General features: G+C 73.4%; 14 protein-coding genes and 2 tRNA genes. 10 read left to right on the forward strand and 6 right to left on the reverse strand.

Annotated elements, in window-relative coordinates; genetic code table 11:
• Positions 1–135: 135 nt before the first annotated feature.
• Entirely contained in the window at positions 136–1287 is a 1152-nt protein-coding gene (locus tag HJG45_RS26250) for a CaiB/BaiF CoA-transferase family protein (RefSeq protein ID WP_171616670.1), read from the forward strand.
• The gene (locus HJG45_RS26255; RefSeq protein ID WP_171616672.1) at positions 1284–2021 is read left to right on the forward strand and encodes an SDR family NAD(P)-dependent oxidoreductase; all 738 of its coding nucleotides are present in this window, start codon (positions 1284–1286) and stop codon (positions 2019–2021) included. Before HJG45_RS26250 ends, HJG45_RS26255 begins: the two co-directional genes overlap by 4 nt.
• A 9-nt stretch (positions 2022–2030) precedes the next feature.
• Here HJG45_RS26255 and HJG45_RS26260 read toward each other — a convergent pair.
• Positions 2031–2103: transfer RNA gene (locus tag HJG45_RS26260), tRNA-Ile, on the reverse strand.
• Between the two features lie 107 nt (positions 2104–2210).
• Between HJG45_RS26260 and HJG45_RS26265 the strand changes: the two genes are divergently transcribed.
• The 6 genes from HJG45_RS26265 (at position 2211) to HJG45_RS26290 (ending at position 8072) form a co-directional block, all read left to right on the forward strand.
• The gene (locus HJG45_RS26265) at positions 2211–2630 is read left to right on the forward strand and encodes a CoA-binding protein (protein WP_171616674.1); all 420 of its coding nucleotides are present in this window, start codon (positions 2211–2213) and stop codon (positions 2628–2630) included.
• 138 nt (positions 2631–2768) lie between these two features.
• Complete coding sequence (locus HJG45_RS26270) at positions 2769–3590, forward strand: DUF2076 domain-containing protein (protein WP_171616676.1); 822 nt, start codon at positions 2769–2771, stop codon at positions 3588–3590.
• 89 nt (positions 3591–3679) lie between these two features.
• Positions 3680–4549, forward strand: a complete 870-nt coding sequence (locus tag HJG45_RS26275) for a LysR substrate-binding domain-containing protein (RefSeq protein ID WP_171616678.1) — start codon at positions 3680–3682, stop codon at positions 4547–4549.
• Between the two features lie 101 nt (positions 4550–4650).
• Positions 4651–5895, forward strand: coding sequence for an MFS transporter (locus HJG45_RS26280; protein ID WP_171616680.1), 1245 nt, complete (start codon positions 4651–4653; stop codon positions 5893–5895).
• A gap of 104 nt (positions 5896–5999) precedes the next feature.
• Positions 6000–6959, forward strand: coding sequence for a tripartite tricarboxylate transporter substrate binding protein (locus HJG45_RS26285; RefSeq protein ID WP_171616682.1), 960 nt, complete (start codon positions 6000–6002; stop codon positions 6957–6959).
• Between the two features lie 120 nt (positions 6960–7079).
• Positions 7080–8072, forward strand: coding sequence for a tripartite tricarboxylate transporter substrate binding protein (locus tag HJG45_RS26290; RefSeq protein ID WP_171616684.1), 993 nt, complete (start codon positions 7080–7082; stop codon positions 8070–8072).
• Here HJG45_RS26290 and HJG45_RS26295 read toward each other — a convergent pair.
• Together HJG45_RS26295 and HJG45_RS26300 are read right to left on the reverse strand one after the other, a co-directional pair.
• A complete protein-coding gene (locus tag HJG45_RS26295; protein ID WP_171616686.1) occupies positions 8057–9106 on the reverse strand; it encodes an FUSC family protein in 1050 nt (349 codons plus the stop codon). The genes HJG45_RS26290 and HJG45_RS26295 overlap by 16 nt on opposite strands.
• Positions 9103–10083 carry an HlyD family secretion protein gene (locus HJG45_RS26300; protein ID WP_171616688.1) on the reverse strand — a complete coding sequence of 327 codons (981 nt, stop codon included), beginning with the start codon at positions 10081–10083 and terminating at the stop codon, positions 9103–9105. The genes HJG45_RS26295 and HJG45_RS26300 overlap by 4 nt, the downstream gene beginning before the upstream one ends.
• A 148-nt stretch (positions 10084–10231) precedes the next feature.
• Between HJG45_RS26300 and HJG45_RS26305 the strand changes: the two genes are divergently transcribed.
• Positions 10232–10465: a hypothetical protein gene (locus HJG45_RS26305; protein WP_171616690.1), complete on the forward strand. Its 234-nt coding sequence runs from the start codon at positions 10232–10234 to the stop codon at positions 10463–10465.
• Positions 10466–10621: 156 nt separating this feature from the next.
• A complete protein-coding gene (locus tag HJG45_RS26310) occupies positions 10622–11614 on the forward strand; it encodes an alpha/beta fold hydrolase (RefSeq protein WP_171616692.1) in 993 nt (330 codons plus the stop codon).
• On the opposite strand, the gene HJG45_RS26315 is transcribed toward HJG45_RS26310, so the two are convergent.
• The 3 genes from HJG45_RS26315 to HJG45_RS26325 form a co-directional block, all read right to left on the reverse strand.
• Entirely contained in the window at positions 11615–12514 is a 900-nt protein-coding gene (locus HJG45_RS26315; RefSeq protein ID WP_171616694.1) for an NAD(P)-dependent oxidoreductase, read from the reverse strand. It abuts the gene before it with no gap.
• Positions 12514–13269: an SDR family NAD(P)-dependent oxidoreductase gene (locus HJG45_RS26320; protein WP_171616696.1), complete on the reverse strand. Its 756-nt coding sequence runs from the start codon at positions 13267–13269 to the stop codon at positions 12514–12516. Before HJG45_RS26320 ends, HJG45_RS26315 begins: the two co-directional genes overlap by 1 nt.
• Before the next feature lie 74 nt (positions 13270–13343).
• A tRNA-Met gene (locus HJG45_RS26325) sits at positions 13344–13420 on the reverse strand.
• Positions 13421–13470: the final 50 nt, after the last annotated feature.

The following is a 13470-nucleotide window of genomic DNA, read 5'->3' on the forward strand; positions in this document are numbered from 1 at the left end:
CCCTGTCCGATCCACCCCAGCATAGCGCATCCCCGGCCCTGCGCCGCCCTTGCGGCGAGCACCGGGTGTCGGCTTGACACCCCCCGCCCCGGCCCGGAGGCTGGTTGCAAAGCCCTTGTGGCGGGAGGAAGCATCATGCCGGCGGCGCTCGACGGCCTCGTCGTCCTCGACCTGACGAATTTCCTCTCCGGCCCCTACTGCACCATGCTGCTCGGCGACATGGGCGCCGACGTCATCAAGGTGGAGCGGCCGGATGGCGGCGACGATGCCCGGCGCATGCCGCCTTTCGTCGAAGGCCGGTCGGCGCCCTTCGCCGTGTGGAACCGCAACAAGCGCAGCATCACCGCCGACCTCAAGCGGCCGGAGGATGCGGCGCTGGTCCGCCGGCTGGCGCGGCGGGCGGATGTCCTGGTCGAGAATTTCCGCCCCGGCACGCTGGACCGGCTCGGCCTCGGCTGGGAGGTGCTGGGCGCCGCGAATCCGCGGCTGATCTGGTGCTCCATCTCCGGCTTCGGCCAGACCGGTCCCTGGGCGACGCATGGCGGGCTCGACATGATGGCGCAGGGCATGTCCGGGCTGATGGCCGGCAACGGCCCGCCGGAGGGCGAGCCCTATCGCCTGCCGATCGCCATCACCGACGTCACCGCCGGCATGTATGCCGCCATCGCGGTGCTCGGCGCGCTCGAGGCGCGGCACGGCACCGGCCGCGGCCAGCGGATCGACCAGTCGCTCTTCGAGGCCGGCGTCTCGCTCGGCGTCTACGAGGCGGCGCATGTCTTCGCCCATGGCACGCGGCCGGAGCGGCTCGGCCAGCGGCATCGCGGCTCGGCGCCCTACCGGGTCTTCCGCACGCGTGATGGCTACATCACGCTCGGCGCCTCAAAGGAGAAGTTCTGGCGCGCGCTCTGCGGCATCATCGGCCGGCCGGAGCTCGCCGAGGATCCGCGCTTCGCCGGCAATGCCGCGCGCGTCGCCAACAACGAGGCGCTGATCGGCCTCCTGCAGGCGGCGCTCGGCGAGCGGAACAGCGCGCATTGGCTGGCCGCCTTCGAGGCGGCGGGCATCCCGGCCGAGCCGGTGCTTTCCTATGACGAGGCGCTGGCGCATCCGCAGGGCCAAGCCCGCGGGCTGGTGACGGAATTCGAGGATCCCGAGCGCGGGTCCCTGCCGCATCTGGCTCCGCCCGTCCGACTGGAAGGGACGCCGGCGCGCATCCGCCGCCGCGCCCCCGATCTCGGCGAGCATGATGCCGAGATCCGCGCCTGGCTCGACGCCGGCGCGCGATGAGCGGGCCCGATCTCGGCGGCCGGGTCGCGCTGGTCACCGGCGCCTCGCGCGGCATCGGCCGGGCGATCGCCCTCGCCCTGGCCGCGGCCGGGGCGGATGTCATCGTGAATTACCATCGGGAAGCGGCGGCGGCGGAGGCGGCCGCCGATGCGGTGCGCGGCCTCGGCCGGCGCGCCCTCGCCCTCGGCGCCGATGTCGCCGATGCCGCCGCGGTGACGGCGATGGCGGCGCAGGCCGAGGCGACGCTCGGGGCCATCGACATCCTGGTCAACAATGCCGGCATCGCGCTGCGGCGCAGCCCGGAGGCGCTGACCGAGGCGGAGTTCGCCCGCACCGTGGCGGTGAACCTGACCGGCGCTTTCCTCTGCATCCAGCAGGTGCTGCCGGGGATGCGCCGGCGGCGCTGGGGCCGGATCGTCAACATCTCCTCCGGCGCGGCGCGCGGCGCCGGGGTGATCGGCGTGCATTACAACGCCTCCAAGGCGGGGCTGGAGGGGTTGACGCGCGGCTATGCGGCGCGGCTCGCCGGCGAGGGCGTCACGGTCAATGCCGTTGCCCCCTCGCTCATCGAGACCGACATGCTGGCCGAGGGGCGCGAGGCGCTCGCGCGCCGGGTGCCGCTCGGGCGGCTCGGCCGGCCGGAGGAGGTGGCCGAGGCGGTGCTGCTGGTGGCGGCGAATGCCTACATGACCGGGCAGACGGTGCAGGTGAATGGCGGGATGCACTTCACCTGAGGCGAGGAGTGGGCCCGGCAGGACTCGAACCTGCAACCAAACCGTTATGAGCGGTCCGCTCTGACCATTGAGCTACAGGCCCCGCCTGCACCGGCTTGATGGCCGGTGCCGCGGGGGCTGGCAAGCGCCCAGGGCGCGAAGAAGCCGCCGGCCCCGCCCGGCGTTCCCTCCCGACCGAGGATCCTCCGCATGACCGATGATGAGATTCGCGACATCCTGCTGACCACCCGCCGCATCGCCGTGGTCGGCGCCTCCGACCGGCCGGAGCGGCCAAGCTGGGGCGTCGCCCGCTTCCTGGTCGATCGCGGCTATGCCGTCACGCCGGTCAATCCCGGCATCGCCGGCCGCATGCTGCACGGCGTGCCGGTCGCGGAGCGGCTCGACGCGGCCGCGCCGCTCGACATGGTGGATGTTTTCCGCCGCAGCCAGGATGCCGGCGCGGTGGTGGATGCGGCGATCCGCCTCGGCGCCCGCAGCGTCTGGTTGCAGCTCGGCGTCACCGACGATGCGGCGGGCGAGCGGGCGCGCGCCGCCGGCCTGCGCTTCGTGCAGGATCGCTGCCCGGTCATCGAGTGGCGCCGGCTCGGCCTGCCGGCAAAGATTGCATGAAGTTCACTTTCGCTGCCGGGCCGGCTTGAAAGCCCGAGCGGGCCGGGCCACCTCGCAGGCGCACGGCCGGCGGGACGCTGCGGGCAGCCAGCCAGGCTACCGGCGCGCCCCGCCCGACCGATGGGAGATGCAGGACCGATGAACGACGAAGAGCGCCGGATCATCACGCAATATGTCGAGCGGGTCGCCGGCGCGGCCCCGGCCCAGGCGAGCCCCAGCCCCAGCCCCTGGGGCGGCAGCGTGCCCTCGACCCAGCCGGCCCGGCCCAACCTGCCGCCGGTGGACCGCGAGGCGGATGCGCTGATCAGCGATCTCTTCGCCCGCTACCCGGAGGCGCGCTACCGCATCACCCAGACCGCCTTCGTGCAGGAGGCGGCGCTGGTCGAGGCGCAGAACCGCATCCGCCGGCTGGAATGGGAGCTGGAGAACGCCAGGCAGCAGGCCCAGGCGGCGCAGCAGCCCTCGCGCGGCGGCCTGTTCGGCGGCATGTTCGGCGGCGGCGCGCCGCAGCGCCCGGCCGCGCCCATGTCGCCGCCGCCGCAGCCGGTCTACCCGCCGGGCTACAATCCCGGCATGCTGCAGCAGCAGCGCGGCGGCTCGGGCTTCCTCGGCACGGCGCTGACCACCGCGGCGGGCGTCGCCGGCGGCATGGTGCTCGGCAACATGCTGATGAACGCCTTTTCCGGCCATGGCGGCGCCGCCCAGGCCGCCGCCTTCGATGGCGGCACCGGCGATTTCGGCCAGGAAGCCGTGCCGGCCTCCTCGCCCTGGACCGATCCCGGCGCGGCCGCGGCCGATCAGGGCTGGGGCAGCGGCGGCCAGGAGGCGGATGCGACCGGCGCCGGCTATGACGATGGCGGCAATGCCGGCTATGCTGACAATGCGGGCTACCAGGACGACTCCAACTACGACGCCGGCGGCATGGACGATGCCGGCGGCGGCTACGACGACGAGGTCTGAGGCCTGGCACCCCCGGCATGGGCGGTCGCCCATGCCGGCATTCCGTTTCCCATATTGAAGCGGGTTCCGGCATGAGGGAGTCTCATGCCATGCGCATCCCCGATCTCGATCTCGACCTGCTGCGCTGCTTCGTCGCCGTGGCGGAGCGGGGCGGCTTCACCGCCGCGGGCCAGGCGCTCGGCCTGACCCAGTCGGCGGTCAGCCTGAAGGTGAAGCGGCTCGAGGAGCTGCTGCAGCGGCGGGTCTTCGAGCGGACGAGCCGCAGCACCGGCCTCACCCGCGACGGCGAGACCTTGCTCGCCTATGCCCGCCGCATCCTGGCGCTGAACGACGAGGCGGTGCGCCGGCTGGTGGCGCCGCCGGTCGCCGGCCGCTTCCGGCTCGGCGTCGCCGACCATTTCGTGCCGCGCAACCTCGCCCCCCTGCTCGCCCGCTTCGCCCGCACCTGGCCGGAGGTGCGGCTGGAGGTGGAGGTCGGCCGCAGCCATGAGCTGCGCGCGGCGCAGGAGCGGGGCGCGCTCGACCTGGTGCTCGGCAAGCGCCGGGACGGGGAGACGGCGGGCCGCCCGATCTGGACCGAGAGCGTGGTCTGGGTCGCCGCCCCGGATTGGGCGCCGCCCGAGGGCGGGGCGCTGCCGCTCGCCATGCTGCCGCCGGGCTGCATGTTCCGCGACCGCGCCCTGGCGGCGCTGGCCCGGGCCGGGCTCGCCTTCGAGGTGGTCTACACCTCGGCCAGCCTGCTCGGCGTCGCCGCCGCGGCGCAGGCCGGCTTCGCGCTCAGCGTGCTCGGCCGCAGCGGCCTGCCGCCCGGCCTGGTCGAGCTGCCGGGCCTGCCGCCGCTCGGCACGGTGGAGATGTGCCTGTTCGGCGATGCCGGCGGCCAGAGCCCGCTGGCCGAGCCGCTGATGCGCTTCCTGCGCGAGAGCCTCGCCGATCCCGGCCTCGCCGCGGCGGCGTGATGCCGGTTGCGCGGCGCCGGCGCCAGGGGTAACCGGATGGGGCCGGACATCGCCCGCGCGGCCCCGGCCCGATCCGGGGCGGCGCGCCATCGGGGTCGCCCATGACCAGCCCAAGCCTTCCCGCCGCGCCGCATGCCGCGCCGGGCCCCCGCGACGCGCGGATCTGCGCGCTGATCGGCACCGGCCATTTCCTGTCGCATTTCTACATGCTCTGCCTGCCGCCGCTCTTCCTGGTCTGGCGGCAGGAATTCGGCGTCTCCTACGCCACGCTCGGCCTCGCCGTGGCGCTGATGAGCGCGACCACGGCGGTGTTGCAGACGCCGGTCGGCTTCTGGGTGGACCGCTGGGGGGCGCGGCCCTTCCTGGTCGGCGGCACGCTGCTGATGGCGCTCTCCATCTCCGCCATGGCCTTCGTGCCGGCCTTCTGGATGATCTTGCCGCTCGCCGTGCTGTCGGGCATCGGCAACAGCGTCATCCATCCGGCCGACTATGCGATCCTCGCCGGCAGCGTCAGTAAGAATTTCATGGGCCGCGCCTTCGCGCTGCACACCTTCACCGGCAATCTCGGCTTCGCCCTGGCGCCGCCGACCATCGCGCTGCTGCTCTCGGTCATGGACTGGCGCATGGCGCTGCTGACCGTCGGCCTGCTCGGCGTGCCGGTGGTCCTCGCCATCCTGCTGCAGAGCAGCGTGCTGCATGACCAGGCCAAGGCGAAGGCGAAGGAGGCCGGGCCCGGCGGGCGCGAGCTGCTGCTCAGCCGGCCCATGCTGCTCTTCTTCGCCTTCTTCCTGCTCAGCGCCATGGCGGGCTCGGGCGTGCAGTCCTGGCTGGTGACGGTGCTCGGCAAGCTCTGGGGCACGCCGGTGCTGGCCGCCTCGGCGGCGCTCACCGGCTACATGATGGGCGCGACCGGCGGCACGCTGGTCGGCGGCTGGATCGCCGACAAGAGCAAGCGCAACCTCGCCGGCCTCGTCACCGTGCTGACGCTGGTCGCCATGGCGCTGCTGCTGCTGCCCGGCTTGGTGCCGCTCTCCGAGGCGGTGCTGCCGGTGGTCGCGGTCTGCGCCGGCCTGGCGCTCGGCACCTCGCGCACGCCGCGCGACGTCATGCTGAAGGATGCCTGCCCGCCGGGCCAGATCGGCAAGGTCTTCGGCTTCGTCTCCGCCGGCCTGCCGCTCGGCGGCGCCATCACCCCGGTGCCGCTCGGCCTGCTCATCGATTTCGGCCATCCCGGCCTGGTGCTGCCGGTGATCGCCGGCTTCCTCGGCCTGTCGCTGCTCTGCATGGGCAGCGCCCAGGGCGCGGCGCAGATGGGGCGCAAGGCGGCGGTGGTGCCGGCCGAGTAGCGCACCGCCGGGCGCGAGCGCGGGGGTTGTGCCGCCCCGCGCCCTCGGCCAGCCTGCAGGCCCGGGGCCGCGCAGACGGCCATTCCTTTGTGCAGGAGACGTCCATGCTGCGTCGTGGCCTGTTGGGACTCGCGGCTGCCGGCCTTGCCGCGCCGGCGCGCGCCCAGGCGCCCTTTCCCAACCGCCCGATCCGCATGGTGGTGCCGCTGCCGCCCGGCGGCGCCACCGATATCTGGGCCCGGCTGGTTGCCGAGCCGATGGGTGCCAGCCTCGGCCAGCCGGTGGTCATCGAGAACCGCGCCGGGGCCGGCGGGATGATCGGCACCGAGGCGGCGAAGAACGCGCCGCCGGATGGCCACACCATCCTGTTCCACATCGCCAGCTTCGTGCAGACGCCGGTGGTGCTGCGGCGCTGGCCCTATCGCGTCGAGGATTTCGCGCCCCTCGGCAAGCTCGGCACCACGCCCCTGCCCTTCTGCGTCCGCGCCGACATGCCGGTGACGACGCTCAAGGACTTCGTCGCCTATGCGAAGGGGCGGCAGCTCTCCTACGGCACCTATTCGCCGGGCTCCTCAGGCCATGCCTTCGCCCAGGCCCTCTCCGACCTCGAAGGCCTCGACATGACCGCGGTGCATTACCGCGGCGAGGCGCCGATGCTGCAGGACGTGCTGGGCGGCCGCGTCGACTGCGCCTTCCACTCCATGACCGGCTCGGGCGAGCAGATCCGCGCCGGCCGCATCCGGCCGCTGGCGACGATCGGCAGCATGCCCATCCCGAGCCTGCCGGCGCTGCCGAGCTTCGTCTCGCTCGGCTATCCCGACTATTTCGGCAATTCCGGCTTCGTCGGCCTCTTCGCGCCGGTGCAGGTGCCGGCGCCGATCCTGGCGCGCCTGGCCGGGGCCTTCCGCGACGCGATGGCCCAGCCGGAGGTGCTGCGCCGCCTCGCCGAGATGGACACCATCGCGCAGTATCTCGACCCCGTGGCCTTCGGCGCCGATGTCGCGGCCTATCTGCGCTTCTGGCAGGGGCTGGTCGACCGGCTGAACCTGACCGCGGAGGGATAGGGGAAGCAGACGGTACTCACGATCTTCGGCGCGCGCCGATTCCGCTGCCGTTGCGCCGGCCGAATCGGTGAAGCTTCCGCCCGGCAGCCGCCGGAGAGCGGCATCCGCGGGAGGATCGCCATGCATCGTCGCACCGTCCTGGGCCTCGCCGCCCAAAGCCTTGCCATTCCTGCCCTCGTCATTCCCGGCCAGGCCCGGGCGCAGGAGCGCTATCCGGACCGGCCGATCCGGATGATCGTGCCCTTCCCGGCCGGCGGCGGCACCGATGTCTGGGCGCGCATGGTGTCCGAGGATCTGCAGGCCGAACTCGGCCAGCCCATCATCATCGAGAATCGCGGCGGCGGCGGTGGGCTGATCGGCACCGAGGTCGCGGCGAAGGCGGTGCCGGACGGCTACACGCTTCTCTACAACATCACCACCCATGTGCAGGCGCCGGTGACCCTCCGGCGCTTCCCCTACGATCCGGTCGCCGACTTCTTCCCCGTCGGCCGGCTCGGCACCACCGCCATCACCTTCTGCGTCGGGCCGAGCGTGCCGGCCTCCGTCACCAGCCTGGCCGAGTTCGTCGCCTGGGGCCGCGGCCGCGACCTCGCCTTCGGCAATTACGGCCAGGGCTCGACCGGCCATGCCTATGCCGTGCTGCTGGCGCAGGAGGCCGGGCTGAAGGTCACCCAGGTCGCCTATCGCGGCGAGGCGCCGATGCTGCAGGACCTGCTGGCCGGCAGCTTCCATGGCAGCTTCAACAGCATGACCGCCTCCGGCGAGATGATCCGCCTGCGGCGGATCCGGCCGCTGGCGACCGGCGGGCCGGATCGCGTGCCCTCCCTCGCCGCCGAGGTGCCGACCCTGATCGAGCTCGGCTATTCGCGGCGCTTCGACTTCACCGGCTTCACCGGCCTCTTCGCGCCGGCGCGGGTGCCGGCGCCGATCCTGGAGCGGTTGACCGAGGCCTTCCGCAAGGTGGCGACCGCACCGGGCATGCTGCAGCGGCTGCGCGCCATCGACACCATACCGGGCTATGAGGAGCCGGCGCGATTCCGCGCCTCGGTGCAGCGCACGCTGCGGCAATGGGAGGAGCTGGCCGCGAGCCTCGACCTCTACGCCACGGGCTGACTCGGCCGGGCTTCGCCCCGGCGCCGCCCGGCCGAGGCCGGGCGAGGCGGAAGAAGCAACCGCGAGACCAGCAGCAGGAGCAGCGTGCCGCAGCCGATGCCGGCGAGGCGCTGAAGGGCCGGGACCAGCGAGTCGGGTGGCCCGGTGCCGCTGACCATCGTCATGACGAGCGCCACGCCGCCCTGGGTGCCGATATAGGCCTGCGGCCCGCCGCCATGGTGCAGCCGGGCGAAGAGCAGCAGGCCGCCACCGAGGCCCACCGCCCAGGGCAGCAGCGCATCGGCGCCGAGCCCCATCGCGAGCAGGCCGAGCAGGCCACCCATGGCGCAGCCGAGCAGGCGCTGGCGCGCCCGCGCCTGCTGGGTGCCGAGATCACGGTCGATCAGGATGAAGGCGCTGACAGCCATCTGCGTCGCCGCAGGCAGGTCGAGCAGCGCCCAGGCCAGGGGCACGAGCAGCAGCACCAGACCGCCGATCAGGGCCAGCCGCGCGGCATCCGCCGGCGGGGCGGCCGGGGTCGGTGACCGGGGCGCCGTGGCCGGGACCGGCGCGACGAGGGCGAGCTCGCAGAGCGTGGCCACGAAGACGCCGCAGAGGATCTCGAGGCAGCGGGCGCGGGCGAAGGCATCGAGGTCGCCCGGCGCGCCCAGGCTCTGCATCAGCACCAGCAGGGCGGTGACCGCGGCGTAGAACCAGGCGATGGCGAAGCGCCGAGCGCCGAAGCGTTGCCGCGTGCCGAAGGCGCCGAGGGCGAAGAGCAGGATGGCCTGCAACCAGGGCTGGCCGGCCGCGAGTCCGGCGACCAGATAGCCGCCGCCGGCGCCGAGCAGCGTGCCGGCGATCCGCTGCCCACCCTTCGCCAGCACCGCACGGCGGTCGGGGCCGGAGACGATCCAGGCCGAGATCGCCGCCCACCAGGGATCCTCGAGGCCGAGCCGGACCGCCAGCAGCACCGCCAGCACCACGCCGAGCGCCGCCGCCAGCCCGGCCCGCGTCATTTCGGTCGATGGCGCATCGCCGGGCGCGGGCCTCAATGCAGGATCACCACCCGGGCATTGCCGCCGCGGAAGGCGGGGATGTCGGCGGCCAGGCCCGGCACCTCGATCTCCACCGGAAAGCGCCGCGGCAGCCGCACCCAATCGGTCTGCGGCGGGACATAGGGCATCACGCCGGCCGGCGCGTCGCTGCGGGCGATGGCCGGGGCGATGCTGCGGACCCGCCCGGCATGTGGCCGCCAGGGATCGCTGCCGAGCATGACCCAGGCTCGCTGTCCCACCGCGATCCGGCCGAGATGCCGTTCGGTGACATTGGCGACGACATGCCAATTGGCATCGGTGACCAGCGCCATCACCGCCTGCCCGGCTTCGAGCCAATGGCCGATGCGAGCCTCGAAGGCGGCGATGCGGCCGCCTGCCGGCGCCAGGAGCTGCGTGCGGTCGAGCTCGTACTGGCTGCGGTCGCGCGCCGCCGCCGCGACGCCCACCTCGGCCGCGCGCACCTGCACCGCGCGCTGCGCCGACAGCGCCGCGGCGGTCGCGCGGCGGAGATTCGCCTCCGCCACGGCAAGGTCGCGCCGCGCGTCATCCACCCGCTGCTCCGCGACATCGGCGCTGCGCAGCAGGCTGCGCTCCCGGTCCAGCACGGCGCCGGCATCGGCGGCCACCGCCTGGGCGGAGGCGATGCCGGCCTCGGCCTCCTCCACCGCCTCGACGCCGAGATCCTGCTGCCGCTTCGCCAGCTCGAGCGAGGCCGCGGCCGAGGCGAGGGCCAGGCGGTAGGGCGTCGGCTCGATCGTCAGCAGCGGCGCGCCGGGCGCGACGCGGTCGTTCTCCCGCACCGGAAGGGCGAGGATGCGGCCAGCGACCTCGGGGGCGACCACCACCACATCGGTGGTGACGAAGGCATCTGCGGAATAGGCGAAGCCGAGCGCCGACACTTCGTAGATCAGGAAGGCGACGGCCAGGGCGATCAGCACGCTGCGCGCGAGGTGGCCTTCGATCCAGCGGAGCATGCAGCGGTCCCGGCCCGGTCCGCGGCCAGCCTATAACGCGGGCCCGCGCCCTGTCTGCCACGGGCATGTTCGCGCTTGCCAGCCCGGCAGGTTGCAGGTGAAATCCGGCGCCGGACATTCGATGCCGATGGGGAGCTGACGCCAGCACATGGTCACGCAGGCTGCATCATGGATCCGGCGCGCGCGGCGCGGCTCCTTCCTGCTCGGCCTTCTTGCCCTGGCGGCCCTGCCAGGCTGCGAGAGCCGGAAGCCGGCCACCCAGACGGGCGAGGCGCTCGACCGCGCCGGAACGGCGACCGGCGCCGCCATCGACCGCGCGGCAACCGCGACGGGCGGTGCGATGGAACGCACCGGCGACTGGGTGCGCCGCAAGACGGAGTGACGATGGCCGTGGCGTGCCGGTGCGGCGCAGCCCGCCGGCGACGGGCATGAGGCTGGCCGGGATCGACGCTTGCGGATGACGACCGGCGGCACGGCAGGCGACGCAGCGGCGCCGATGCGGCGTGGCATGCGGCGACGGTCCCTTGCGGCATTCGCCTTGGGGGCGTTCGGTGGCGCGCTCGGCGGCTGCACGCCGGTCGTCATGCCGGCCGGGCCGGCGATCGAGGCGCCGCGCCTCGATGGCGGAGCCTTCGTCATGGCGGATGGCGCGAGGCTGCCCTACGAGGCCTGGCTGCCGGCGCCGCCGCCGCGCGCGGTGCTGGTCGGGCTGCACGGTTTCGGCGACTACTCGCGCAACGCCTTCGCCCTGCCCGCGCCGGATTTCACCGCGGCGGGAGTCGCGCTCTACGCCTATGACCAGCGCGGCTTCGGCGCGGCGCCGCATCGTGGGTTCTGGCCCGGCACCGCGACCCTCGCCGCGGATTGCCGCACCGTGACGCGGCTGGTCGCGGCGCGGCATCCCGGCGTTCCGGTCTTCCTGATGGGGGAGAGCATGGGCGCGGCGGTGGCGCTGGTCACGGCCGAAGGGGCCATCAAGGAGGCGGAGGCAGAGGCGTTGCCGGCGCGGGGCTATGTGCTGCTCGCCCCCGGCATCCGCGGCCGGGCGAGCATGAGCGACTTCTCCCGCACGACGCTCGATCTCGCCGCGCGGCTGATCCCGGCGGTGGGGTTCAGCGGCGCGGCGCCCGGCTTCTCGCCCTCGGACAACCAGGAGGCCTTGCGGCGCTGGTCGCGCGACCCGCTGACGGCGAAGGAGTTCCGCGTCGATCTCGTCTACGGGCTGGTCGACCTGATGGATGCGGCGCTGCGGGCGGCAGCCGGTTTCGCCGGGCCGGCGCTCATCCTCTATGGCGCGCATGACCGCATCGTGCCGGATGCGCCGATGCGCCGCCTGATCGAGACCCTGCCGCGGCGGCCGTCGCTGCGCTTCGCCTATTACCGCGACGGGCACCACCTGCTGCTGCGCGACCTCGACCGCGCCGTGGTCATCGGCGATGTGCTGGCCTGGATGACCGACGAGGCCGCGCCGCTGCCCTCGCAGGCCGATATCGCCGCGGCCGCCTGGCTGGCGACGCGCGGCGACGGATGATCAACGGCCGCGGATGGCGGCGCCGGCCCAGCCCTCGATGAGGCGCGCGAGCTGGGCGAGATCCTCGCCGGCCATGCCCTGGCTGGCGGCGAAGCGCCAGAGCCGCGCCGCCTGCTCCAGGCCCCACATCGGCACGTCCTGGCTGCGCGCCTCCTCGAGTCCGAGGGTGACGTCCTTGTCGAGCACGCCGATGCTGGCGCCGAAGCGCCGCTCGCCGCTCAGCACCGTCGGCAGGAAGCCGGCGGTGGCGAAGCTGCGGCCGGTGCCGGCATTGACCATCTCGAGCATGACATCGGCATCGAGCCCGGCCTTGGCGCCGAGCGAGAAGGCCTCGAGCGCGGTCGCGGCATTGGCGGCGAAGAGCAGGTTGTTCACCAGCTTCATCACCTGCGCCTGACCCGGCGTCTCGCCGAGGACGAAGACCTGCCGGCCGATGCGGAGCTGCCAGGGCCGCAGCCGCTCGACCGCCGCCGGGTCGCCGGCGGCGAGCATGGCGAGCGTGCCCGCCCGCGCCCCGGCCGGGCCGCCGCTGATCGGCGCATCCACCATGGCGATGTCGCGCGGCGCCAGCCCCTCGGCGATGCGCTGCACGGTGGCGCGGCCGATGGTCGACATCTCGGCATAGAGGCGAAGCGCCTTGCCATGGACGACGCCATCGGGGCCGAGCGCCACCGCCTCGCTCACCTTGCCGTTGGGGAGGCAGGCGAAGACGATCTCGGCGCGATCGGCGACGGCGACGGGCGAGGCGCAGGCGGTCGCGCCGCGGGCGGCGAAGGGCGCCATGGCCTCCGGGCGCGGATCGTAGACATGCAGTTGCACGTCGTCCGCGAGCAGGCGCTCGGCCATGGGCGCGCCCATCTGGCCGAGGCCGAGGAAGCCGATGCGGGTGGGGGCGGGCATCAGACGGTCACCAACCCGCTATCGACCGGCAGGATGGTGCCGGTGACGATGCGACTGTCATCGGAGGCGAAGTAGAGCGCGGCCTGCGCCATGTCGAGCGGCTCGCCGAGGCCGAGGAGGTGCTGTTCCGCGAGGCCCTGCATGGCGGCATTGCCGGCAAGCAACCCGCGCACACGCTCGGTGAGAGTGACGGTCGGCGCGATGGCGTTGACCCGCACGCGCCTGGGACCGAACTCGACGGCGAGGGAGCGCGTCAGTGCCGCGACGCCGCCCTTCGCCGCAGTGTAGCAGTCGCGGCCGGGGAAGCCCATGAGCGCGACGACGGAGGCCATGTTGATGACCGAGCCGCCGCCGGAGCGGATGATCTCCGGGATGCCGAAGCGGCAGCCGAGAAAGGTGCCGAAGAGGTCGAGGCGGATGGCGCGCCAGAACTCCTCGAGCGGCGCCTCGATCACGGTGTTGTCGATGCTGGTGGAGCCGCCGGCATTGTTGTGCAGCACATGCAGCCCGCCGTAATGCTCGACGGTGCGGCGGATGGTGGCGGCGATGCTTTCCGGCTCGCCGACATCGGTCTGCAGGAAGATGGCGTCGCCGCCCGCGCGGACGATGCGATGCGCGGTCTCCTCGCCGCTCGGCGTGTCGATCTCGGCGATGACGAGTTTCGCGCCCTCGCGGGCAAAAAGCTCGGCCGTGCAGCGGCCGATGCCGGTCCCCGCGCCGGTGACGATGGCGACCTTTCCCGCCAGTCTTGCCATGGCTGTTCCCTCCATGCCCGACCTTGGCAGCAAGGGCGGCGGATGGGCAAGACGTGCAGGATCGTGGGGGGATCTGGATGCGGGGACAGGATTTGAACCTGTGACCTTCAGGTTATGAGCCTGACGAGCTACCGGGCTGCTCCACCCCGCGTGGGTGGTGTGTGTGAGGGTGTTTGGATCCGGCTGGGTGGCCCGGCGGCG

Origin of the sequence: Roseicella sp. DB1501 (assembly GCF_013112485.1) — a bacterium.
GTDB lineage: Bacteria > Pseudomonadota > Alphaproteobacteria > Acetobacterales > Acetobacteraceae > Paracraurococcus.